Annotated in this window: 16 protein-coding genes and 4 pseudogenes; 8 read left to right on the top strand and 12 right to left on the bottom strand. The window is 68.6% G+C overall.

The window, feature by feature from the left end; genetic code table 11:
- Positions 1–82 precede the first annotated feature (82 nt).
- The 5 genes from ACZ6MZ_RS25635 to ACZ6MZ_RS25615 all read right to left on the bottom strand — a co-directional run bounded on the left by ACZ6MZ_RS25635 (position 83) and on the right by ACZ6MZ_RS25615 (position 6,564).
- Positions 83–1,843, bottom strand: a complete 1,761-nt coding sequence (locus ACZ6MZ_RS25635) for a glycoside hydrolase family 35 protein (RefSeq protein ID WP_469354528.1) — start codon at positions 1,841–1,843, stop codon at positions 83–85.
- A 359-nt stretch (positions 1,844–2,202) separates the two neighbouring features.
- Complete coding sequence (locus ACZ6MZ_RS25630) at positions 2,203–3,096, bottom strand: MurR/RpiR family transcriptional regulator (protein ID WP_469354526.1); 894 nt, start codon at positions 3,094–3,096, stop codon at positions 2,203–2,205.
- Between the two features lie 156 nt (positions 3,097–3,252).
- Positions 3,253–4,593 carry an ABC transporter substrate-binding protein gene (locus ACZ6MZ_RS25625; RefSeq protein ID WP_469354524.1) on the bottom strand — a complete coding sequence of 447 codons (1,341 nt, stop codon included), beginning with the start codon at positions 4,591–4,593 and terminating at the stop codon, positions 3,253–3,255.
- A 100-nt stretch (positions 4,594–4,693) separates the two neighbouring features.
- A complete protein-coding gene (locus ACZ6MZ_RS25620) occupies positions 4,694–5,650 on the bottom strand; it encodes a carbohydrate ABC transporter permease (RefSeq protein ID WP_469354522.1) in 957 nt (318 codons plus the stop codon).
- The gene (locus ACZ6MZ_RS25615) at positions 5,647–6,564 is read right to left on the bottom strand and encodes a carbohydrate ABC transporter permease (protein ID WP_389785577.1); all 918 of its coding nucleotides are present in this window, start codon (positions 6,562–6,564) and stop codon (positions 5,647–5,649) included. The genes ACZ6MZ_RS25620 and ACZ6MZ_RS25615 overlap by 4 nt, the downstream gene beginning before the upstream one ends.
- 165 nt (positions 6,565–6,729) lie before the next feature.
- On the opposite strand from ACZ6MZ_RS25615, the gene ACZ6MZ_RS25610 reads away from it, so the two are divergent.
- Positions 6,730–8,205, top strand: a complete 1,476-nt coding sequence (locus tag ACZ6MZ_RS25610) for a family 43 glycosylhydrolase (protein WP_469354520.1) — start codon at positions 6,730–6,732, stop codon at positions 8,203–8,205.
- Positions 8,206–8,617: 412 nt separating this feature from the next.
- Here ACZ6MZ_RS25610 and ACZ6MZ_RS25605 read toward each other — a convergent pair whose 3' ends face one another.
- The 5 genes and pseudogenes from ACZ6MZ_RS25605 to ACZ6MZ_RS25585 all read right to left on the bottom strand — a co-directional run.
- Positions 8,618–9,223, bottom strand: a complete 606-nt coding sequence (locus ACZ6MZ_RS25605) for a hypothetical protein (RefSeq protein WP_469354518.1) — start codon at positions 9,221–9,223, stop codon at positions 8,618–8,620.
- A gap of 339 nt (positions 9,224–9,562) precedes the next feature.
- The gene (locus tag ACZ6MZ_RS25600; RefSeq protein ID WP_469354755.1) at positions 9,563–9,904 is read right to left on the bottom strand and encodes a DUF2750 domain-containing protein; all 342 of its coding nucleotides are present in this window, start codon (positions 9,902–9,904) and stop codon (positions 9,563–9,565) included.
- Between the two features lie 483 nt (positions 9,905–10,387).
- A pseudogene (locus ACZ6MZ_RS25595) lies at positions 10,388–10,781 on the bottom strand (polymorphic toxin-type HINT domain-containing protein); the annotation flags it as partial.
- Positions 10,782–11,336: 555 nt separating this feature from the next.
- Positions 11,337–11,474, bottom strand: a pseudogene (locus ACZ6MZ_RS25590) (hypothetical protein); the annotation flags it as partial.
- A 30-nt stretch (positions 11,475–11,504) separates the two neighbouring features.
- Positions 11,505–11,841, bottom strand: a pseudogene (locus ACZ6MZ_RS25585) (ISAzo13 family transposase); the annotation flags it as partial.
- Positions 11,842–11,843: 2 nt separating this feature from the next.
- Between ACZ6MZ_RS25585 and ACZ6MZ_RS25580 the strand changes: the two are divergent.
- Positions 11,844–12,590, top strand: a pseudogene (locus tag ACZ6MZ_RS25580) (NmrA family NAD(P)-binding protein); the annotation flags it as partial.
- A 47-nt stretch (positions 12,591–12,637) separates the two neighbouring features.
- Here ACZ6MZ_RS25580 and ACZ6MZ_RS25575 read toward each other — a convergent pair.
- Complete coding sequence (locus ACZ6MZ_RS25575; protein WP_384192681.1) at positions 12,638–12,898, bottom strand: hypothetical protein; 261 nt, start codon at positions 12,896–12,898, stop codon at positions 12,638–12,640.
- Between the two features lie 65 nt (positions 12,899–12,963).
- Complete coding sequence (locus ACZ6MZ_RS25570) at positions 12,964–14,655, bottom strand: PucR family transcriptional regulator (RefSeq protein WP_469354515.1); 1,692 nt, start codon at positions 14,653–14,655, stop codon at positions 12,964–12,966.
- A 311-nt stretch (positions 14,656–14,966) separates the two neighbouring features.
- Here ACZ6MZ_RS25570 and dnaK point away from each other — a divergent pair, with 311 nt between their 5' ends.
- Genes dnaK through trxA form a run of 6 tightly spaced genes read left to right on the top strand, consistent with a single transcriptional unit; the run spans position 14,967 to position 21,912 of the window.
- A complete protein-coding gene (gene dnaK, locus ACZ6MZ_RS25565; RefSeq protein WP_469354513.1) occupies positions 14,967–16,871 on the top strand; it encodes a molecular chaperone DnaK in 1,905 nt (634 codons plus the stop codon).
- A gap of 9 nt (positions 16,872–16,880) precedes the next feature.
- Positions 16,881–17,450 carry a nucleotide exchange factor GrpE gene (locus tag ACZ6MZ_RS25560; RefSeq protein WP_469354511.1) on the top strand — a complete coding sequence of 190 codons (570 nt, stop codon included), beginning with the start codon at positions 16,881–16,883 and terminating at the stop codon, positions 17,448–17,450.
- 7 nt (positions 17,451–17,457) lie between these two features.
- The gene (locus tag ACZ6MZ_RS25555; RefSeq protein WP_469354509.1) at positions 17,458–18,471 is read left to right on the top strand and encodes a DnaJ C-terminal domain-containing protein; all 1,014 of its coding nucleotides are present in this window, start codon (positions 17,458–17,460) and stop codon (positions 18,469–18,471) included.
- Positions 18,468–18,851, top strand: coding sequence for a chaperone modulator CbpM (locus ACZ6MZ_RS25550; RefSeq protein ID WP_389785593.1), 384 nt, complete (start codon positions 18,468–18,470; stop codon positions 18,849–18,851). Before ACZ6MZ_RS25555 ends, ACZ6MZ_RS25550 begins: the two co-directional genes overlap by 4 nt.
- A complete protein-coding gene (gene clpB, locus ACZ6MZ_RS25545) occupies positions 18,842–21,472 on the top strand; it encodes an ATP-dependent chaperone ClpB (RefSeq protein WP_469354507.1) in 2,631 nt (876 codons plus the stop codon). The genes ACZ6MZ_RS25550 and clpB overlap by 10 nt, the downstream gene beginning before the upstream one ends.
- Positions 21,469–21,912 carry a thioredoxin gene (trxA, locus tag ACZ6MZ_RS25540; RefSeq protein ID WP_469354505.1) on the top strand — a complete coding sequence of 148 codons (444 nt, stop codon included), beginning with the start codon at positions 21,469–21,471 and terminating at the stop codon, positions 21,910–21,912. The genes clpB and trxA overlap by 4 nt, the downstream gene beginning before the upstream one ends.
- The last annotated feature ends 89 nt before the right edge of the window (positions 21,913–22,001 follow it).

Here is a 22,001-nt window from a genome sequence, read left to right as displayed (position 1 = left end):
GAGATTATCATTTATCGACGAATTTGATTCTATGCATGCAAAACTTTTGCACCCTCGCGCCTTTCCCGCTCCTCCTCGCTCCTCACTCCTCGGCCGGCCCGAGATCGGGGACGTCCGTGAGATCGGCGGTGGCGGCCGTTGTGCCGTGCAGTTCGAGGACGACCAGCTCGTTCTGTCCCGCGCGCAGCACCGGGGCGGGGACGTACAGGGACCGCTGAGGCCCGCGGGACCAATACCGCCCGAGGGAAAAGCCGTTGATCCAGGCGTTGCCCTTGGTCCAGCCGTCGAGGTGGAGGAAACTGTCGGCAGGCTCCGCCACCTCGAACGTTCCCCGGTGGAATGCCGGCCCGACCGCGGGGCCGACCGCGGGTCCGGCTTCTGTGAACGACAGCGCGTCGAGGGTTTCCAGCGGCAGCGGCGTGCAGCTCCAGCCGGTGAGCACGGCCTCGTTGAAGGTGGCGTCGCCGACGATGCCTTTCCGGTCGCCGAGGGCGGGGCCGTAGTTCACCCGTCCCTGGTTCTCCACGAGGATCACCAGACGCGCCCCCGGGGCGGGAGACCGGAAGCTCATGACGTGCTCCTGGTGCTCGCGTTCGAGGACACCGACCGGCTGTCCGTCGACGAAGACCTGCGCGCGGTCATGGATCCCCGGTACGCGCAGCACTCCGGCCCCGGCGGCGGGCAGTTCGGTCTCGTACAGCACGAAGCCGAACGCCTGGCCCAGTTCTTCCATGGTGAGCGGGCGGTCCGAACGTGTGGTGACGCCGATCCGGTCGGCCTGCCCGAGCAGCGACGCACTGTTCGGAAGCCGGATGCCCTCCACACGGAGCTTGGCGCCGGGGGACGGAACCGGTTCGGCGGGCAGCGGCGCGTACCTGCCGATGACGGAGCGGAAGCTCCGATAGGTGTCGGTGGGATCCCCTGCCTCGTCGAGCGGGGAGCCGTAGTCGTAGGAGGTGACGGTGGGACGGTAACGGCCCTTGAAATTGGCGCCGTTGGTGAAGCCGAAGCTGGTTCCTCCGTGGAGCATGTAGATGTTGACGGACGCTCCCGCGGCCAGCAGCTCGTCCAGCGCGCCGGAGACCTCCTCGGCGTCCCGGGTGTGGTGGGCGCCGCCCCAGCGGTCGAACCAGCCCACCCAGAACTCGGCGCACATCAGCGGCCCGTCCGGCCGCCGGCTGCGCAGCGCGCTGAGGTTCCGGGCGACGTTGCCCCCGAAGTTGGCGGTCTTGAGGACGCCGGGGACGCTGCCGTCCTCGAGGTCGCCCGGCTGGTCGCTGGTGAACAGGGGTACGTCGACACCGCCTTCGCGCAGCAGGGTGACGAGGCGGTCGAGGTAGCCGCGGTCCCCGGCGCCGGACGCGCCGTACTCGTTCTCGACCTGGACGGCGATCACCGGTCCGCCCGAGGTCGACAGCAGGGGCCGTACGTGGGGGAGCAGCCGTGCGAAGTACCGCTCGGCGGGCCCGAGGTAGCGGGGATCGGACGTCCGGAGCCGGATGCCGGGATCAGTGAGCAGCCAGGACGGCAGTCCGCCGGCCTCCCACTCGGCGCAGATGTAGGGCCCGGGACGCAACAGGACGTGCAGGCCCTCCTCGGCGCATAGTTCGAGGAAGCGGGGAAGGTCCAGGCCCTCGTCCATCCTGAACACGTCCTCGCGCGGCTGGTGCAGGTTCCAGGGGACGTATACGTCAACGGTGTTGAGGCCCATGAGACGGGCCTTGCGGATCCGGTCGGCCCACTGACCGGGATGAATCCTGAAGTAGTGCAGGCTGCCGGAGATGATGCGGAACGGTTCGCCGTCGAGGCGGAAGCCGTCGTCGGCGATGCTGAGATCGGGCATGGGAGGCTCTTCGCTCTCTCTGGTGGGATCAAGGTCAGGACAGCCACGGGCGTACGGGCTTACGCCAACGGGCCTGGACCATAAGGGCGTTCGCCAACAGGAACGGGGCGGTAGGTGCGTACGGCAACGGGCGCGGGCGGTACGGGCGTACGCCAACGGGCTCGGGAACCCGGGCCCGTTGGCGTATCCGGTGGCTCGGCACGGTGTGGCCGCTCGGCACGGTGTGGCCGTGCGGACGGCGCGGAGAAGCCGCCCCGCCGCGTCAGATGCTCAGCAGCTGACGTCGGGGTGTTGGGTCTCTGAGGTGTGGTGTGTTGTGTTGTGGTGTTCCGCCCGGCGGGAACCCCCGCCGGGCCGGTTCACCGGGCCTTGCGGCGAGCCGGTTTCGCCGAGGGCGGCTCAAGGAAATCGTGCTCGCTGATCCGCTCGTAGATCCGGTCGGGCACGCGCTGGGCGACCAGGGCCCACAGCAGGCCACCCACGAGCGTGTCACTGGCCCGGCCCGCGAAGTAGTCCGTCCACGAGTTGCCCAGGCCGGTCCCGGTGTGTACGGCCACATCGACCGCGCCCGCGAGGGCGGAGTCGGGGCTGCCCGTGATCACCGCGGTCAAAGCGCCGTGGTCGCGCGCTGTCCTGACGAACTTCGCCGCGATCGGGCTCTCGCCGGATCGTGAGACGAGGAGCGCCACGTCGCCCTCGTTGAGCAGGCTCGCCCCGACCTGCGAGAAGTAGGCGCCCTCACCGAACCAGACCGGGATGCCGATCCGGAACAGCCGCAGGTACAGCTCGTGGGCCGGGGGAGCGTCGCCCCACTCGGCGAACAGCTGCACCCGCTTGGCGGCGACGATACGGTCCGCCACCGACTCCAGGGCTTCCAGGTCGACGGAGGCCATCGCGTTGCGCGCCGCGGTCAGCTGGTTGCCCGCGAGGATGCTCAGCACCTTGTCGGCGGGATCGTCCGGCGTGATGGCCGAGCCGATGTCCTTCTCCCAGCCGGCCTGCACATCGCGGCCGTGCTCCCGGGCGAGAGCGGCGCGCAGCTCGGGGAAGCCGTCGAAGCCCAGCGACGTCGACAGCCGTGTGATCGTCGCCGCCGATGTGCCCGCCTGCTCAGCGAGCCAGGTGATCGAGCTGCGGCCCACGACGTCCGGGTTCGCCATGATCACCTCGGCCACGCGAAGCTTCGCCCCGGAGAGACCGGGCAGCGCCGAGCGCAGCAGCTCCAGTGGACTGACCTCGTCCACTCCGTTCATGCGCCACCTTTCGATACCGGCCGGACGGCCTTTCGGGCCGTCCGGCTCCTGGGCGGCAGCCCCTGGACTTCGCTGAGGTGTCACCGTGGCGGACGCGCTCCGGGCCGACGGTTCATCAGTGCTCACAGACTACTCTCCAGCACAGGCGTCCCGGGATCATGACTGACCGACCGTGAATCCCTGGCTCTTGCCGTACGTGACCAGGGCGTCCTGCCAGTCCTTGAGCCCTTCGCCGAGCGTCGTGCCACCGGTGAACGCCTTGCCGACCTTGTCGTTGAAGATGCTTCCGGCGTAGACGTCGTACGGCAGGTACTGCCAGCCCTTGCCGACGGCGTCCAGGGAGTCGGCGAAGACCTGATTGACCTGCTGGCCGCCGAAGTACGCGGACTTCTGTCCGATGAACTCCTGCGACCCGAGGACCGAGGTACGAGCGGGGAAGGAGCCGGCCTTCTGCGTGATGTCGGCGCCTTCGCCCGTGCTGAGGAAGCGCTGGAACGCGGCGGCGACGAGCTGGTTCTTGCTCTGCTCCAGCAGCGCGAGGCTGCCGCCGCCGTTCATCGAGCTCGCGGGCTTGCCGTCGAAGGAGGGCAGCGGTGCCACCCGCCAGTCGCCGGCGCCACCGGGGACACCGGACTCCAGTGTGCCCGCCATCCAGGCGCCCGAGAGGAGCGTGGCGATGTTGCCCTTCGCCAGGCCCTCGTACCACTCGGTGCTCCAACCGGCCACGGGCGAAAGGAGCTTGTCGTCGATGAGCTGCTGGTAGTAGTCGGCGAACTTCTTGGATCCGTTGTCCTGGAGGTTGACCGTCACCTTGTCGCCGTCGGCGGTGAACGGCCGTCCGCCGGCTGCCCAGATCAGGCTTTGCGTGAGTCCGACGTTGCCGTTGTCGGCCGCGATGTAGGTGTCGGGGTCGGCGGCCTGGAGCGCCTGTCCCGCCTTCAGGTACTCGTCCCAGGTGGCCGGCACCGCTATGCCGTGCTTGTCGAAGGTCTTCTTGTTGTAGAAGAGCGCCATCGGCCCCGCGTTGAGAGGCAGTTCGTAGAGCTTGCCACCGACGTTCACGGACTCCCATGTCGCGGGAGTGAAGGTGTCCTTGAGGTCGTCGAAGCCGAACCGGGTGAGGTCGACGAGGGCGCCGGAGAGCGCGAACTGCGGGATGGCGCTGTATTCGACGGTCGCCAGGTCCGGTCCTCCCTTCCCGGCCTTGATGGCGTTCTGCAGCTTCGTGTACTGCTCGACGCTCGTTCCGACGTTCTCGACGCGGACCTTGACTTTGGGGTACTTCTTCTCGAACGCCTTGGCCACGTCGGGCACGCTCGCCGACCAGGTCCACACGGTGAGTTCTGTCGGCTTGTCCAGGGCTGCCTCGATGTCGGCCTCGCCGACGGTCCCAGGTCCTGCGGCGTCCGTGCCGGTGCCGCAGGCGGTCAGGGCCAGTGCGGTGAGCGCGGCGGTGAGGGCGAGTGTGGCGGTTCTGCGGCGTCGTCCGATGAGCATGGTGCTGCTCCGTTCTTGGCTGAGGGTGTGTGTCCGGCCGGCCCGTGGGGACAGGGCCGGGTCGCGGGTGCTGCGGTGGTGGCTGCTGATGAGATGGGTGTCAGCCCTTGGTGCTTCCCGCTGCCAGGCCCGAGCGCCAGTAGCGCTGGAGGCCGAGGAAGATGACCACGAGCGGGATGATCGTGAGGAGCGAGCCGGTGATGACCAGGTGGGTGACGACTTCGCCGTCGGCGGTGGCCGCCTGGTTGTTCCACTGGTTGAGCCCGACGGTCAGGGGGAACCACGCGGGATCGTTGAGCATGATCAGCGGCAGGAAGTAGTTGTTCCAGACGCTGACGATCTCCAGGAGGAGGACGGAGACGAGCGCCGGCGCCAGCAGCCGCAACGAGACGGAGAAGAAGATACGGAACTCTCCGGCACCGTCCACCCGCGCCGCGTCGATGACCTCGTCGGGTACGGCCTCCTGGGCGTAGCTGAACAGGAGATAGAGCCCGAACGGGGTGACGAGCACGGGAACCAGGACGGCCCACGGCGTATTCGTCATGCCCAGTTCGCTGAAGAGGAGGAAGGTCGGCACCGCGAGGGCGGTACTGGGAACGGCGACCGCGCCCAGGACCACCGCGAGGAACGCGCGTTTGCCGGGGAAGTCGTACGTGGCCAGGCCGTATCCGGCGAGCGCGGCGAGGAAGGTGGAGCCTCCGGCGCCGACCAGGACGTAGAACACGGTGTTCGCGAGCCAGCGCAGGTAGATGCCGTCGTCGTAGGTGACGACTCCGACGATGTTGTCCCACAGCGACATGTCGCTGCCGAACCAGAGGCCGAAGGTCGAGAACAGCTGCTCGCGCGACTTGGTGGAGTTGATGACGAGCCAGAGCAGCGGCATCACGCTGTACACGAGCGGGAGCGCCATGAGCAGGGTGAGGAGGACCGAGCGGCGCGGGCGTGGCCCGGGGCGCGCGGTGCTCCGGCGGAGTTTCCCGGCGGGCCGCGCCGGGCCGGACGGCTTCCCGGGCGCGGTGTCCACGCGGGAGGGCGGCTCCTTGAGCGTGTTCGTCATGCCGTCCTCCCCGTACCGCGGCGCTGCACGGTGAAGGCGACGACGGCCGTGACCACACCCATGACCACCGCGACGGTGGCGGCGGTGTTGTACTGCTGCCCGGCGAACGACAGGCTGTAGGCGTACATGTTGGGCGTGAAGTCGGTGCTGATGATGTTGGGTACCAGCCCTCGGAGAATGTTGGGCTCGTTGAAGAGCTGGAAGCCGCCGATCACCGAGAAGACCGCGGCGACGACGGTTGTCGAGCGGATGGCGGGCAGCTTGATGCTCAGGATGATCCTCCAGGCGCCCGCTCCGTCCATCGTCGCGGCCTCGTACAGTTCGCGGGGCACGGCCTGCAGGGCGGCGTAGAAGACGAGCATGTTGTAGCCGACGTACAGCCAGAGCACGATGTTGCCGATGGACGGCAGGATCAGTGCGCTCGAGAGCGGGTCGGGCAGTGCGGTCCCGAAGAACGCGTTGAGGTCTCCGACCAGGCCGAACTGTGCGCCGTAGATATAGCCCCAGAGCAGTGCGGCCACCACGCCGGGCACCGCGTATGGGAGAAAGATGCCGAGCCGGAAGAGGGCCGGGGCGTACAGCTTCGCGCTGTCGAGGGCGAGGGCCGCGGCGAGCGCGAGGCCGATCATGACCGGCACTTGAATGAGGACGAACAGGCTCACCCGGCCCACCGCGTCCCAGAAGCGCGGGTCGGTCAGCTGCTCCTGGTAGTTGTCCAGGCCGACGAACGAGACGCCGCCGATGAGCCGTTCCTGAAACAGGCTGAGCCCGATCGTGTAAGCGATCGGAGCGATGACCGCCACGAGGAACGGGATCGCGAAGGGCAGGACGAACGCCCATCCGGTCAGCCGGCGCCTGTCCCGCCGCCAGGTCGTTGTCGGCGGAGCGGGTGAGGGGCCCGACTCTCTTCCCATGGGTACTCCTGTGCGCTGAGACGTGTGTGGAGCCGGTGGGCGAAGGTTGGCCCGACCACCATGCGCAAATTTATTTCACACCCATGACGCGATTGGTAGCCGTCGTGATAATTTTTTTCAGACCACGGGGGATCCGGCCGCTTGGATCGATCACGGAGGAGCCACATGAACACTCGATCGCACCAACTACGCCTTGGCGCCCTGGCCGCCGCCGTCGCCCTGGCGACGGCCGCCGCGGGCAGCCTCTCACCGACGGCCGCCGCCGCGGAACCCGCGTCTTTCATCGCCAATGACACGATGTGGCACGACACCGCGGGCAACGAGATCCTCGCCCAGGGCGGGAACGTGCTCAAGGTGGGATCCACCTATTACTGGGCGGGCACCAAGCTCGTGAGCGGAGCGGCCAAGGACGTCAACCTCTACAGCTCGACCGATCTGGAGAACTGGACGTTCGAGGGCCCCATCCTCAGCCAGGACGGCACCGAGGGAGACCTCGCCGAAGGGAATTGGCTCGGGCGCCCCCAGCTCGTACGGAACCCGGCGTCCGGGACGTTCGTACTGGTGGTGGAGGTCGACGGGGCGCTGGGGAACAACGTGCTGTTCGCCACCAGCCCCACCGTCGACGGCACCTACACCCCCACCGGACCGAGTACGACCGTCAACGGCAACACGATGGGCGACCACTCCGTCTTCGTCGACGGCGACAACGCCTACCTCGTCTACGTCGGCGACAACGCCACCACCCGGAACGTTTCCGTGAACGTGGCACCCCTCAACAGCAACTGGACCGCGGTGGAGCCCGCGATCTCGTCGGTGTGGGACAACGTCCACGAGGCGCCCGCCATCGTGAAGGCGGGCGCGACGTACTACATGTTCGCCTCGGGCAAGGACTGGTGGAACGCCACGCCGACCTCGTACCGCACGAGCAGCGACCTCACCGGCTGGAGCGGATGGAAGACGGTCCCGACCGAGCCCTCCTCGGCCAACTCCTTCGGCACCCAGTTCGAGCAGATCATCCCCGTCGTCGGCAGCCAGGGCACCTCCTACCTGTACAACGGCGACCGGTACTCCCAGTTCAAGGACGGAGCCGCACCCGCCCCCGACGGCGTCGGCCGCAACGCCTGGTACCCGGTCACCTTCGCCTCGGGCATCCCGAAGCTGCACGGCAGCACCGACGTCGACGTCGACGCCGCGGCGGGCACCCTCACGGTCAACGAGGTGGCGAACGGGCGGTTCGACCAGGACGCCGCCGGAGTCGCCCCACCGCAGTGGGACGTCTCCGGCACCGCCGGCGCGGCGAAGACCGACGTGGGCACGAACGGCCCCGACGACCGGCAGCTCACGATGTGGCACCCCAGCCCCTATTCGGCCTGGGTCAGGCAGGACCTCACCCTGCCCAACGGCACCTACACGTTGTCCTTCGACCACAAGTCGAGCGGCGGCCAGAACCTGGCCTACGCCGAGGTCAAGAACCACGGCGGGCCGGACATCCGGACCGACCTGCGCACCAGCCGGCCCGGCTGGACGAAGCGCACGGTGACGTTCACGGTGACCACCGGCACGGCCCGCATCGGCATATGGACGGACGGCCCCGGCGGCACATGGCTCAACATCGACAACGTCTCGGTGTGGCCGAGCTAGAACTCATCGCCCGCAAGGCTGTCCGGCAAGCAGCGGGGCCCGCCTCGCCCCGCCCTGCTTTGACGCGGGCGGGGCCGACGAAGGGCCGGCGCGGCCACCCGCCGCACGCTGATGAGCGAGGGCTTCCCCCGGAGTCTGTGACGCTCAGCGAGCGGGCTTCTGGAGGCGGGTGGCCGGTTGGTCGGTGAAGTCTGAGGCGTTCGCGGCCGGAAGGTCCGTCCCGGGCTTGATGATCTTTGCTTCGCGTTGCGGAAGATCCCGTTGCGAGCGTCGACATCTCGCTTGGAGTAATCACCAAGCGACGGAGCGGTAACGCCCCTTGCCTGGTGGGGAGTTCGAGGCGCGAAGAAGGCTGAGCGGTCTGCTTTCGATATGTGGGTGATCTGTTCGCTTCGGGGGTCAGGCGGCAGGTTCAGTTTGTCGTCAGTGATGACGGCACGGCGGAGTCACTGGCAAGGCCTACACCAAGCAGGTCACCGCCTACGACAGCCTCGGCCGCGCCACCAGCGCCGATGTCATTCTGCCGGGCGATGACCCACTGGTCACCTCGGGCGCGGTGACCGCGAAGACGACCTTCGGCACGGACTACCGTCTCGACGGCAGCGTCAACAACACCAAAGAACCCGGCATCGCCGGCCTCCCCACCGAGATCATTCAGCCGTAGTACAACTCTCTCGGACTGACCACCGGACTCTCCGGCACCAACACCTACCTTCTTGGCGTCACCTACTCCGCCCTCGGCCAGGCCGAACAACTCACCCTCGGCGCGGGTGCCAAGAACACCTACATCACCAACACGTACGAGGCGGGCACCGGCCGGCTCACCCGCAGTCACGTCACTGACCAGACTCACGCGTACATGCTGCAGGACCTCAACTTCGCCCAGGACGACGCCGGCAACGTCGAGTCCATCCTCGATCCCACGACCCTTGGCGGCACTACCAAAGCCCACAACCAGTGCTTCACCTACGACGCTCGTGGTGACGGCGTTGCTCGTGCCCGTGTGGACTCTCCTCATCCGCCGCGCCACCGGAGATGGCGACACGATCCTCTACGTCGGCGCCACCGAAGTACGGATACAAGACACCGGCCGGTCAACCCCACCCGCTCGTCAAGACCACCGGCGCCAAGGCAGCCACGTACACTCCAACGCCACGCCATCGACACCCTCGGCAACGCCCTCTACCCCACCGACACCCCCGACGACCCACCCGCCGCAGACGTCTCCGCTGACATTGCCGTCAGCGCTGCCGTCAAGCACCACAGAAGCCCCACCAAAAACAAATCTTGGTGGGGCTTCTGACCGCTCTTAAGAGGACAATTCAAGCTGCGCCCGAGCGCTGTCACTCAACCGAATCTACCGGTCGTATGGTGGTTCGCCAAGCTCGCGAATGAGACGATTGATCACTTCATTGACAGTGAAGTCCCACCCAGTTAGGTGCTGTCCACTCCAATTAATCCCTACCCGGAAGTCATCCTTGGCTAGATCCGGCAAAGCCGCGCTTCGCCAATGATCCAGCGGCATTGAAACAGCACGAAATTGAGGACCCCATAGCTGAGCAGCGCGCTGCGCACGGGCCTCCGACGACCAATAGGGAAATGCTGGTCGCCCAGAACTTGAGACCGGCGTCGGACTGCCGTCGTCATCTCGAACCCACCAAATGGTACGAGTCTGAACGATCTCGCGGAAGAAGGCCACCGCCTGCGCCCCACTTGTGCTCACTTGAATCCTCCTAGATCGTCCCGACTTGAGCAGCGCGCTTGAACGCGGCGCCAGAGGGCACTAGTGCCGCGCCCGTCCGCAGCGTTAGTAACCGGGCGGGAGCCTACGGTATCCTCCGGGATCCACAATTGCATGATCCTCTGGCCATCACGGTGTTAGCAACATCCCACCATCCCGCTCGGGAATAGGTTCTTGGCTCAGCTCCATTGATTCCCACGATCCGTCCGGACGCTGCCGCTGTGGCGCCGATCCCCGCTTCATGCGACCGATGTTCGTGGCACCGTATTGGTCTGCGGCGCCCGGCTCCGCCGCTTCGTTCTTCCAAAATCGCTTACGCATGGTGGACAAGGATGGCGCGACGCCATTCTTATTGGGCTTGGAATAATCTTCGTCCAATTTCCAACGCCCACCGCAGTTGCTGTTGTGAACGAGTACAGGTGTCTCGCCCGCCAGCACCTAGTACGTGTGGAGGTCGTCCACGGTGAGGTTGTAGGTCCGGGCGTGCTTGGTGAAGGCTCGGTTTGCTGTGACGATCACGGTGTCGCCGTCGTCAGTGAGCAGCGTCATGCCGGGCATCAGCTCGGCCGCTCCCAGCCAATGCTTCTCGGAGGGCGACCAGAAGGGGTGCTCGTATCATTGTCGTGAGGCGTTCGACACCGTCCTCTGTCGCTATGGAAAGGGTGTTGAAGTGCTTGTCGTCCACTGTGACGATGAGTTGAGTCACCTTGCGGGGCCCAGACTCACCTGTCTCAGGGTCGGTCGCCTGGACCGAGTCGCCGACTTCAACATCCTCGATCGCCTTGGCCGTTCCGTCCGCCATAAGCACTTCGGTACCGGCAAGGAAGCATTTAAAATGACTTCCGGCCTTTCCAGGATTTCCGGTCCTTCCAGGCTTTCCGGACCCGGATTTACCTGTCATAGCGGGTCTGACGTGCGGGACGCCGTTGCTTATGCCGACATCACTGGCGATTATATTCAGCTGAATGCCGTAGAAGAGGTCGAGGACGTCGTCCGGGCATTCGCTGGACTGATGACAGACATTTACTGCCGTCGCATAAGCAGTGAGCTGGCGGCTCCAGTCACTTTCGTAATACTTCGGCTGGTAAGACTCCCAGAAGGAGTCCAGCAGCGCCGCGGCCCCCGATGGATCCGGCATGGAGTCATAGATGACGGTTGTTATGTGGGAGAGTGCAGAGTTTTCAACTCTGTTGAACGCTGTTGTGTCGTAGATGGTCAAGCCGGTGTCATTCTTAGTACTGCTGAAGTTCCAGCCCGACTTGGTCTTAGTGAAAGTTTCGGTACTTCCGTTGCACTGACTATTGCTTCCACCGCAGGCCCCGTCGGGGCGGAGCCCCGTGGGATCGGACGCCGTGACAGGAGTGTTGTTGGCGTAGGCGTAGCCGTTCAGAGATTGGTGCTGGTCGATATTCAGCAGTGGGTCGACGCTGATGAACTGGCCGATACCGGTGTCGTACTCACGGGTATTGCCTGCCGCGTCGTACGCGGAGGCGTACGTGGGCGTAGACGTCGGCTGTGACGCCGACATGGGCGTGGCCGAGGAGCAGGGAGCTGTCGATTAATAGCTGATCGTTTTGGTGCTGCCCTGTCTGATGAGGTTCGCGAGGTCCTGGGCGGTGGCTGGGGTGATCGGGGCGGGCTTGATGGGGTGGCTGAGCCCTTTCAGGACCGGGGTGATCTCGTGGACCGCGTTGCCGACTGCCTGCCTTGGTGAGCCCAACAGTGCGGTCAGTGCTCTGACTTGTGTCTTCCAGCGGTGTCGGATCACGGTGGCCAGCAGCCGGTCGGACAGCGAGAGCGGGCCGCGCCGCAAGGTGCGATGCCGGGCCCGCTCGTGGTTCAGGCTGATGGGGGGCGAGGATGTACTGCTCGACGTCGGCCAGCAGCGCGGCGAACCGATCTCGACGACCGCGACTCCGTGACCCGGGCCGCCGAAGGGGCCCGTGCCGTCTTCTCGGTGCAGATGCCCGAGATGAACGGGCGTGCTTTCGAGGGCGAGTTGGCGCAGGCCGTCAATCTGATCGAGGGTGCGATGGCCGCCGGTGTGCCGCAGTTCGTGCACTCGTCCGTCTCCGGCGCCGGGCAGCACACCGAGGCCCCCGGCTGGGCGGAGGGCCGCTGGGCCGCGATGGAGCCCTACTTCGCCACCAAGGCCGGGATCCAGGACAGGGTCCGTGAAGCGGGCTTCACGCACTGGACGCTCATCAAGCCGGGCTTCTTCATGGAAAACTTCCTGCCCTCCATGGCCTTCCTGTTCCCCCGAGGTGTCGAGGGCGGACTCGTAAGCGTTGTGAAGCCCGAGACCCAGCTGTCTCTTGTCGCGGTCGACGACATCGGCAACGCCGCCGCTGCGGCCTTTGCCGCGCCGGAGCGATTCGACGGCGTCGAGCTGGAGTTGGCGAGCGAGTGCCTGACGATGACGGATATCGCCGAGATCCTCTCCCGGACTCTGGGCACCGAACTGACCGCGCCCGACATGACCGAGGAGGAGGCGACCGCCGCCGGGATGCCAGGGATGGGCGCCTCGCACGAACGGATGAACGTGGTCGGCCAGCCCGCCCGGCCGGAGTACGCGCAGGCCCTCGGCATCCCCCTCACCAGCTTCGAGGAATGGGCACAGGCGCACCTACGGGACGCGGCCTGACGCTGCCCCGGCCGGATCCCGACGCAACGTGCGTCAGGGAGAGGGGTTCAGGCCTCTACCGGATGGCCGCCGTCGCCTTCGACCACGACCCGGTCCTCGCCGGCCTCGTCTGCCTGTTCGACCATGGTGACGTCGATCTGTCCGTCGCCAGTGGTGTCGAACTGGTAGAGGTCGGCCTTCCCGTCACCCGTGGTGTCGGTCATCCATACGTCCGTCTTGCCGTCACCATTGGCGTCAGCGGCGAGCACTACGTGATGCTCGTTGCCACGGGTCTCGACTACCTCTTCTACCTCTTCGTTTCTGTCCATAGCGGCCGGTTGCCCCGCGCTCCTGGTTCAAAACTGGCGTGCCGGGCCCGCCGGCTCGAGGAAGCTCAGGGGGGTTCTGTCAGGACGTTGCGGATGCGCGTCGCCACGTGCAGGTTGAGCCGGGTCTCGACGTCTCCCAGGTCGTGGCCGGTGATCTCACGGATCCGCTGGAGCCGGTAGCGCAGCGTGCTGCGGTGGATGCAGAGGAGGTCCGAGGCCGCGTCGTAGCTGCCGCCGCTCTCCAGGTAGTGGGAGAGCGTGGCGACCAGGCTGGTGTGGTGGCGGGAGTCGTAGTCCAGCAGGGCGCCGAGCCATTCCCGTACGAACCGGTCGGCTTCCCGTTCGCCGTCGCCGGTGCCCATCATGCGGCAGAGACCGAGCTCCTCGAAGTCGGTGCTGCCGTGCGGATCGCGAGATCCGCGGCGTACGGCGAGGGCGCGGACAGCCTCGTCGTAGGAGTGCGGAAGGTCCGCGGGGCACTCGCAGCGGCCGCCCACTCCGACGGCTCCGGGGGCGCCGAGGCTGTCCGAGACGGCTCGGTACAGTGCGTCCCCGGCTTCCAGCCCCGCGACCAGGACGACCGTGGTGTCCCGGCGGGCGCCGATGAGTACGTTCAGCCGCAGGCGCTCGGCTGCCCGCGCGACCGCGTCGCCGAGCGCCGCCTGTTCGGCGGGTCCGGGCCAGCGCAGCAGGGCGACGCGGTTCGGCCGGTGCAGATCGTGGCCGAAGGTGGCCGCGCGGGCGAAGACGTCCTCGGTCGCCCTGCCCGAGATCAGCTTCTCGACGAGGTCATGCCGCAGCCGTGGTTCCAGCTCGGCGAGTGCGCGCTCGTGTGAGAGCTCCGGGGCCAGGACCAGGCCCGCCCGTTCGAGGGCGGAGGCGTCCATCTCCGTCGCCCGCCGGTCCGGGTCGACCAGGGAGATCATGCCGAGCAGCTCGCCGGCCATCTCGACGGGGGCGATCAGCCGGTCCCGGTCACGGACGGCGCCGGGCCGGTGCCGTGCGTTTCCGAGCAGCTCGTCCCACTGCCGGGGCTCCCGTCCGGGCGGTTCGGGGCGGGAGGCGCCCGCCCAGGCCCGCAGGTTGCCGAAGAGGTCTTCGGTCAGCGCCGGGAGCCCCGTGTGTTCGTGGAGGGTTTCGAGGATGCCTTCCTCGCCCCGGCCGGAGGCCGCGACGCGGGACAGCGCGTCGTGGTATTCGCTTCGGCTCTCCAGAACGGAGACAGTGGCGCGCTCCTCGGTGCGGGCCCGCTCTGACCGGCACAGGGCGACATTCGCGAGCGCGATCCCGGCCTGCCGGGCGAGCAGATCGGCCAGTACGGCTTCCTCGGCCGAGGGAGGGTAGCGCGCGCGGATGACGAGGTAACCGAGGCAGCGTTCGCGGTGACGCAGCGCGATGGCCCGTATCCAGGAGGCGTCGCCGTCCTCGCCGTCGTGCAGACGTCCACTGTGGCCGTCCAGGGCGCCGATCCATCGTTCGAGGCGGCCGGCGGCCGCTGTGCCGCCGGGCCGTGACGTGCCCGCGGCGGCCGCATTCCATGGTGGGCAGCGTTGTGGCGCGCGGTGGTGCACGAGATAAGCCGCTTCGGTCGTGAACGGACCAATCGCGGCTATGGCGGCCGTGGCGGCCCACAGCACCTCGCACGCGTCGGCGTCGTCGAGTGTCGCCGCGCTGAGGTTCCGGCGGGTGTACGGGCCCGCGACGGGCTGCAGGACCGGTCGGAGAGAGGGGGCCGTCGTGAAGGGGACGGCAACCATAAAAGGTCCCTTCGTTCGGAAGAGCACCCCTTTCACCACATTACGCTGCCCGGCGCGGAGTTCACGGCGAGCCGCCGGGAGCTCCACGCCGTCCTTGCGGACCGGAGAGCCGCCGCGGGTTCGTCCTGCCAGGGCGAGGCGGGGCGGGAAGCGCCGAGCGACGCTTTGAGCAGGTGTGGGTGCGAGCCCGTGCGGGTGCCGCCGACGGCCGCGCCGTCCGATCCGTACCACTACGGCCGTCCGGTACGTACAGCTACGGCCGTCCGGATCACTACGGCCGTCCGGTCCGTATCACTACGGAGGAGATTCTCATGGCGAAGGCAGTCGGTATCGACCTCGGTACCACCAACTCGGTGATCGCGGTCTGGGAGGGCGGTGAGCCGACGGTGATCCCGAACGCCGAGGGTTCCAGGACCACACCCTCGGTGGTCGCCTTCTCCGACAACGGCGAGCGCCTGGTCGGGCAGCTCGCCCGGCGGCAGTCGATCCTCAACCCCAAGGGCACGATCACCTCCGCGAAGCGATTCATCGGCCGCCGCTACGACGAGGTCTCCGACGAGGCAAGGGCGGTCTCCTTCGACGTGGTGGAGGGGCCGGGCGGGGTGGCCCGCTTCGACGTGAACGGCAAGCAGTACGCGCCTGAGGAGATCAGCGCCCAGGTGCTGCGCAAACTCGCCGAGGACGCCGGGAAGTCGCTCGGCGAGCGCGTGACCGAGGCCGTGATCACGGTGCCGGCGTACTTCAACGACGCGCAGCGGCAGGCGACCAAGGACGCGGGGAAGATCGCCGGTCTCGAGGTGCTGCGGATCATCAACGAGCCGACCGCGGCGGCGCTCGCCTACGGGCTGGACAAGAAGGGCCATGAGACCGTCCTCGTCTTCGACCTCGGCGGTGGCACGTTCGACGTCAGCATCCTGGACGTGGGCGACGGCGTGGTGGAGGTACGCTCCACGGCCGGCGACTCCCACCTCGGCGGCGACGACTTCGACCGCCGGCTGGTGGACCACTTGGCGGACGACTTCCAGAAGACCGAGGGCATCGACCTCCGCAAGGACCCGCAGGCCCTGCAGCGGCTGTTCGAGGCGGCCGAGAAGGCCAAGACCGAGCTGAGCTCGGTCACCCAGACCCAGGTGAGCCTGCCGTTCGTCACCGCGGATGCCTCCGGGCCCAAGCACCTCACCGAGACCGTCCGCCGCTCCACCTTCGATCAGATCACGGCCGACCTCGTGGAGCGCTGCCTCGACCCGGTGAAGCAGGCGATGGGCGACGCGAAGGTCACCGACAACGACATCGACGAGGTCATCCTCGTCGGCGGCTCGACCCGGATCCCGGCGGTGCAGACGCTGGTACGGCGCCTGACCGGTGGCAAGGACCCCAACATGAGCGTCAACCCGGACGAGGTGGTGGCGCTGGGCGCCGCTGTCCAGGCCGGAGTGCTCAAGGGCGAGGTCAAGGATGTCCTGCTGCTCGACGTCACCCCGCTCTCGCTGGGCGTGGAGACCGCGGGCGGCGTGATGACCAAGATCATCGAGCGGAACACCACGATCCCCGCCCGCCGGTCCGAGATCTTCTCCACGGCCGAGGACAACCAGCCGGCCGTGGACGTCGTGGTGCTCCAGGGCGAACGCGAACTGGCCGCCGACAACCGGGTGCTGGGCCGCTTCCGGCTGGAGAACATCCGGGCCGCACGGCGCGGGGAGACCCAGATCGAGGTCACCTTCGACATCGACGCGAACGGCATCCTCAAGGTCAGTGCCAAGGACAAGGACACCGGCACCGAACAGTCGATCACCATCAGCGAAGGCTCCAACCTCGACCCGGCAGAGGTCGAAAGGATGATCGCCGAGGCCGACCGTAACCGGACGTCCGACCAGGCGCTGCGCGAGGCCGTCGACGCCCGCAACGAGCTGGACGCGGCCGCCTACCAGGTCGAGCGCCGGCTGAACGACCTCGGTGACGCCGCGCCGCAGCACGAGCGGGCCCGTGCCGAGCTGCTGATCGAAGAGGCGCGCACAGCCGTCAAGGAGGACGCGCCGGTGGACCGCGCCCGTAACCTCACCTCCGAACTCCAGCAGGTCTTCGCCGCACTGGCCTCCCACTCCGGCGAGTCGGCGCAGCCCGGCGCCCAGCCGGGGCCGGCGTCCGGCGGAACGCCCTCGGGTAAGCCTTCGGGTGGCGACGACGACGTCATCGACGCCGAGTTCGACCGGGGCTGAGGCGGCGTGATGTCCGAACACGACCAGGCCCGTCCCCTGCGGGAGGCGTCCCCGCCGGAGCCTTCGGAGGGGGAGACGCCCGAGCAGCAGCAGGCCCCCTCGGCGCCCGACGCCGACAAGGCCGACGAGGCCGAGGATGCCCACGAGGCCGACAAGGCCGAAGAGCTGGAGGACCGCTGGCGGCGTGCCCTCGCCGACCTGGACAACCTCCGCAAGCGCCACGCCCGCGACCGTCCCCGCGAACTGGAGGCCGAGCGCGCCAGGGTCGCCGCGGCCTGGCTCCCGGTCCTCGACAACCTCGAACTGGCACTCGCCCACGCGGGCGCCGACCCCGGCGCGATCGTCCAGGGGGTCCAGGCGGTCCGCGACCAGGCCGTCGAGGTGCTGCGCAACCTCGGCTACCCGCGCCAGGACGAGACCGGTGTCCCCTTCGACCCCACGCTGCACGAGGTTGTCTCCGTGGTCGACGCCCCGGACACCGCCCCGGGCACCGTCGTTCAGGTGCTGCGCCCCGGCTACGGCGAGCGCGACCGGCAACTGCGGCCCGCGGCCGTAGCGGTCAGCCGCAAGCAGGAGTGAGAGCGCCATGGCACGCGACTACTACGAGATACTGGGCGTCCCGCGCACTGCCGACGCGGCCGAGATCCAGCAGGCGTTCCGCACCCTGGCCCGCCAGCATCATCCGGACGTCAACCGCGATCCCGCGGCCGAGGACCGCTTCAAGGAGATCAACGAGGCGTACAGCGTGCTCTCCGACCCCGACACCCGGGCCCGCTACGACCGCTTCGGCGCCGACTTCCGCCAGATCCCCGAGGACTACGACGAACGGGCGGCCGCCGCCCAGGGCTTCGGCGGAGGCGGTGCGTACCGCGGCGGCTCGTACGGCGGCCCCTTCCGCGGGAGCGCGAGCGGGAGCAGAACTGGGAGCGGCAGCGGGGACACCGGCCGACGGGGCTCCCAGGTCTGGACCGAAGGGGACTTCGACACCTCCGGCATCGACTTCGAGGATCTCTTCGGCGGCATGTTCGGCGGCCGGGCGGGCCGGGGCGGCGGCGGGCCGGTCCCCGGCGCCGACCAGGAGGCCGAACTCACCCTCACTGTGGAAGAGGCATACCGGGGTGGCCGCCGGAAGATCACCCTCGGCGGCCCGGGCGGGGAGCGCGGCTACGACGTGAACATTCCGGCCGGTGTGGTCGACGGCCAGCGGATCCGGCTCGCGGGGGAGGGCGGCCGGGGCCGCGGTCCCGGCTCCGCCGGGGATCTCTACCTGGTGGTCCGTATCGCCCCGCACCCCCGCTACCGCCTCTCGGGCCGCGACATCCACGTCGACCTGCCCGTCACCCCGTGGGAGGCCGCGCTCGGAGCGACCGTCCCGGTCACCGGTCCTGGCGGCACCGCCAAGGTCCACGTCCCGCCGGGTACCTCCACCGGCCGCCGGCTGCGGCTGCGCGGTGAGGGGATGCCCCATCCCAAGGGCTCACCCGGTGACCTCTACGCCGAGATCCGGGTGCGGGTGCCCCCCTCGCCGACCCCGCGCGAACGTGAGTTGTTCGAGGAGCTGGCCGCCGTCTCGACCTTCGACCCGAGGAAGCAGACATGAGAGCCCATCGGCATCTTCCCGCTGAAGGCGCCGGACAGGAGTACGCCGGCGCCGGCTATCCGCTGGCGCGGATCTACCGGGTGGATCCCTACCGGCTGTCCCTGGACAGCGTCGCCCTCCGCAGTGGCCTGCCACCCGATTTGGTCCGCCGCTTCGTCGCCCTCGGGCTGGTGGACGCCGAGCGGGACGCGGGCGGCCGGCTGTGGTTCCGTACCGGCGCCCCGTCGGCCATCGCCCGGGTCCAGCGGCTGCGGACCGGACTGTCCCTCAACTACGCCGCCATCGGGCTCGTCCTCGACCTCCTCGACCGTATCGAGCGGCTGGAGCGAGAGCTGCGCCACAGCGAGCGGGCGGTCAAGGAGCGAACCCCATGGACATGAACCGTCTCACCCAGAAGTCCCAGCAAGCCGTGCAGGAAGCACAGAGCGTCGCGGTGCGGCTGGGCCAGAACGAGGTCGACGGCGAACATCTGCTGCTGGCCCTGCTCGACCAGCAGGACGGTCTGACGACCCGGCTGCTCGGCCAGGCGGGCGCCGACCCGGCCGCGCTGCGCGCCGCCGTCGAGGCAGACCTCGCCACGCGCCCGCGCACCACGGGCCCGGGCGCGGCGCCCGGCCAGGTGATGGTCACCCAGCGGCTCGCCAGGCTGCTCGACACCGCCGGGCAGGAGGCCAGGCGGCTCAAGGACGAGTACGTCTCGACCGAACATCTGGTCCTCGCCCTGGTGGGCGAGGGGCCGGCCACCGCCGCCGGCCGCCGGCTGACCGAACAGGGCGTCACCAAGGACACCTTCCTGACCGCGCTCACCCGGATGCGCGGAAACCAGCGCGTCACCTCCGCCAATCCGGAGGACGCCTACGAGGCCCTGGAGAAGTACGGCCGTGACCTGGTGGTGGAGGCCCGCACCGGCCGCCTCGACCCGGTGATCGGCCGGGACGCCGAGATCCGCCGGGTGATCCAGATCCTCAGCCGCAAGACCAAGAACAATCCCGTACTGATCGGCGAGCCCGGTGTCGGCAAGACCGCCATCGTCGAGGGCCTGGCCCAGCGGATCGTACGGGGCGACGTCCCGGAAGGGCTGCGGGACAAGACCGTGTTCTCCCTCGACATGAGCTCCCTGGTCGCCGGCGCCAAGTACCGCGGCGAGTTCGAGGAGCGGCTCAAGGCCGTGCTGGCCGAGGTCAAGGGAGCGGAGGGCCGGATCCTGCTCTTCGTGGACGAGCTGCACACGGTCGTCGGCGCCGGCGCCGCCGAGGGCGCCATGGACGCCGGCAACATGCTCAAGCCGATGCTGGCCCGCGGCGAACTGCACATGATCGGCGCCACCACGCTGGACGAGTACCGCAAGCGCATCGAGTCCGACGCCGCCCTCGAACGCCGGTTCCAGACCGTCCTGGTGGACGAGCCGACCGTCGAGGACGCGATCTCCATCCTGCGCGGCATCCGCGAGCGCCTGGAGGTCTTCCACGGCGTCAAGATCCAGGACGGCGCGCTGGTCGCCGCCGCCACCCTGAGCCACCGCTACATCAGCGACCGCTTCCTCCCCGACAAGGCCATCGACCTGGTGGACGAGGCGTGCGCCCGGCTGCGCACCGAGATCGACTCGATGCCCGCCGAGCTCGACGAACTCACCCGCCGGGCCACCCGGCTGGAGATCGAGGAGGCGGCGCTCGGCCAGGAGACCGACCCCGCCAGCGGCGCCCGCCTGGAGGACCTCCGCCGTGAACTCGCCGACCTGCGCTCCGCGGTGGACGCCAAGCACGCCCAGTGGGAGGCCGAGCGCCAGGCCATCCGCCGGGTCCAGGAACTGCGTCAGGAGCTGGAACGCGCCCGGCAGGAGGCCGAGGAGGCCGAACGCGCGTACGACCTCAATCGCGCCGCCCAGCTCCGCTACGGCACCATCAGTGAACTCGAGCGCCGCCTCGCCGCCGAAGAGGAGCAGCTCGCCGAGAAGCAGGGCGAGACCCGGCTGCTGCGCGAGGTGGTCACGGCCGACGAGATCGCCGGGATCGTCTCCGCCTGGACCGGAATACCCGTCACCCGGCTCCAGGAGGGCGAACGGCAGAAGCTGCTGCGCCTGGACGAGATCCTGCGCGAGCGGGTCGTCGGACAGGACGAAGCCGTCCAGCTGGTCGCCGACGCGGTGATCCGGGCCCGCTCCGGCGTACGAGACCCGCGCCGGCCGATCGGCTCCTTCATCTTCCTCGGCCCCACCGGCGTCGGGAAGACCGAGCTCGCCAAGACCCTCGCCGCCGCGCTCTTCGACAGCGAGAGCAACATGATCCGCCTGGACATGAGTGAGTACCAGGAGAGGCACACCGTCAGCCGCCTGGTCGGCGCACCCCCCGGGTACGTCGGGTACGAGGAGGGCGGCCAGCTCACCGAGGCGGTACGCCGCAAGCCCTACGCGGTCGTCCTCTTCGACGAGATCGAGAAGGCCCACGCCGATGTCTTCAACACCCTGCTCCAGGTGCTGGACGACGGCCGGATCACCGATGCCCAGGGGCGTACCGTCGACTTCCGCAACACCGTCGTCATCATGACCTCCAACCTCGGCTCCGCGTACCTGCTCCAGGACGCCACCGCCGCCGGCGAGATCAAGCCCGAGGCACGTGACCTGGTGATGGGCGAGCTCAACAGCCACTTCCGGCCGGAGTTCCTCAATCGCGTCGACGACATCGTGCTCTTCCACCCGCTCGGCCTCGCGCAGATCGAACGCATCGTCGACCTGCTCCTCGACGAGCTGCGCCGGCGCCTCGCCGAACAGCGCATCACCCTCGTCCTCACCGAGGAGGCCCGCCGCCTGATCGCGGCCGAGGGGTACGACCCGGTCTACGGAGCCCGGCCGCTGCGCCGCTTCATCTCGCACGAGGTCGAGACGAAGATCGGCCGTGCGCTGCTCGGCGGCGAGGTCCGCGAGGGCGTGACCATCCTGGTCGACGCCCGGGAAGGCGAGCTGGTCGTCACCTTCCAGGACGAGCCGGAGGAGGGGGCCGCATGAGCGCCGCCACCGTCCGCTGCACCAACTGCGGCAAGGCCAACCGCCTGCCCGCCGCCGCGCAGGGCCGGCCCAGGTGCGGCAACTGCCAGGCTCCCCTCCCCTGGATCGCCGCAGCCGGCGACGCGGACTTCGGCACCGTCGCGGAACAGTCCGAGCTGCCCGTCCTGGTTGATCTCTGGGCCACCTGGTGCGGACCCTGCCGCATGGTCAGCCCCGCGCTCGAACAGGTCGCCACCGAATTGGCCGGCCGGATCAAACTCGTCAAGGTCGACATCGACGCATCGCCTGCCGTGGCCCGGCGCTTCGAGGTCCAGGCCGTGCCCACCCTGCTGGTCCTCGACCACGGCCGGCCCGTCGCACGTCAGGCCGGAGCCGTGCCCGCCCCCGCATTGCGCCAATGGGTGGAGAAGGCCCTGACGGACACCGCCCAGCCCGCCTGACCCGCCGCGCACGCGCGTCCCGTCGGGCCCCGCAGGAGAATGACGGAGTGACTGTGCCTCCGGCAACCCCGAGTCTCTCCGGCCAGACC

The sequence above is a fragment of the Streptomyces sp. NPDC042201 genome (assembly GCF_055582185.1).
The sequence above is the reverse complement of the archived record's forward strand: the minus strand, read 5'-3'. Positions and strand labels throughout refer to the sequence as shown.

Excerpts from the sequence above, each read along its gene's own strand:
- ACZ6MZ_RS25635 (WP_469354528.1), bottom strand. The coding sequence starts at position 1,843 with ATGCCCGATCTCAGCATCGCCGACGACGGCTTCCGCCTCGACGGCGAA.
- ACZ6MZ_RS25630 (WP_469354526.1), bottom strand. The coding sequence starts at position 3,096 with ATGAACGGAGTGGACGAGGTCAGTCCACTGGAGCTGCTGCGCTCGGCG.
- ACZ6MZ_RS25625 (WP_469354524.1), bottom strand. The coding sequence starts at position 4,593 with ATGCTCATCGGACGACGCCGCAGAACCGCCACACTCGCCCTCACCGCC.
- ACZ6MZ_RS25620 (WP_469354522.1), bottom strand. The coding sequence starts at position 5,650 with ATGACGAACACGCTCAAGGAGCCGCCCTCCCGCGTGGACACCGCGCCC.
- ACZ6MZ_RS25615 (WP_389785577.1), bottom strand. The coding sequence starts at position 6,564 with ATGGGAAGAGAGTCGGGCCCCTCACCCGCTCCGCCGACAACGACCTGG.
- ACZ6MZ_RS25610 (WP_469354520.1), top strand. The coding sequence starts at position 6,730 with ATGAACACTCGATCGCACCAACTACGCCTTGGCGCCCTGGCCGCCGCC.
- ACZ6MZ_RS25605 (WP_469354518.1), bottom strand. The coding sequence starts at position 9,223 with ATGAGGAGAGTCCACACGGGCACGAGCAACGCCGTCACCACGAGCGTC.
- ACZ6MZ_RS25575 (WP_384192681.1), bottom strand. The coding sequence starts at position 12,898 with ATGGACAGAAACGAAGAGGTAGAAGAGGTAGTCGAGACCCGTGGCAAC.
- ACZ6MZ_RS25570 (WP_469354515.1), bottom strand. The coding sequence starts at position 14,655 with ATGGTTGCCGTCCCCTTCACGACGGCCCCCTCTCTCCGACCGGTCCTG.
- dnaK (WP_469354513.1), top strand. The coding sequence starts at position 14,967 with ATGGCGAAGGCAGTCGGTATCGACCTCGGTACCACCAACTCGGTGATC.
- ACZ6MZ_RS25560 (WP_469354511.1), top strand. The coding sequence starts at position 16,881 with ATGTCCGAACACGACCAGGCCCGTCCCCTGCGGGAGGCGTCCCCGCCG.
- ACZ6MZ_RS25555 (WP_469354509.1), top strand. The coding sequence starts at position 17,458 with ATGGCACGCGACTACTACGAGATACTGGGCGTCCCGCGCACTGCCGAC.
- ACZ6MZ_RS25550 (WP_389785593.1), top strand. The coding sequence starts at position 18,468 with ATGAGAGCCCATCGGCATCTTCCCGCTGAAGGCGCCGGACAGGAGTAC.
- clpB (WP_469354507.1), top strand. The coding sequence starts at position 18,842 with ATGGACATGAACCGTCTCACCCAGAAGTCCCAGCAAGCCGTGCAGGAA.
- trxA (WP_469354505.1), top strand. The coding sequence starts at position 21,469 with ATGAGCGCCGCCACCGTCCGCTGCACCAACTGCGGCAAGGCCAACCGC.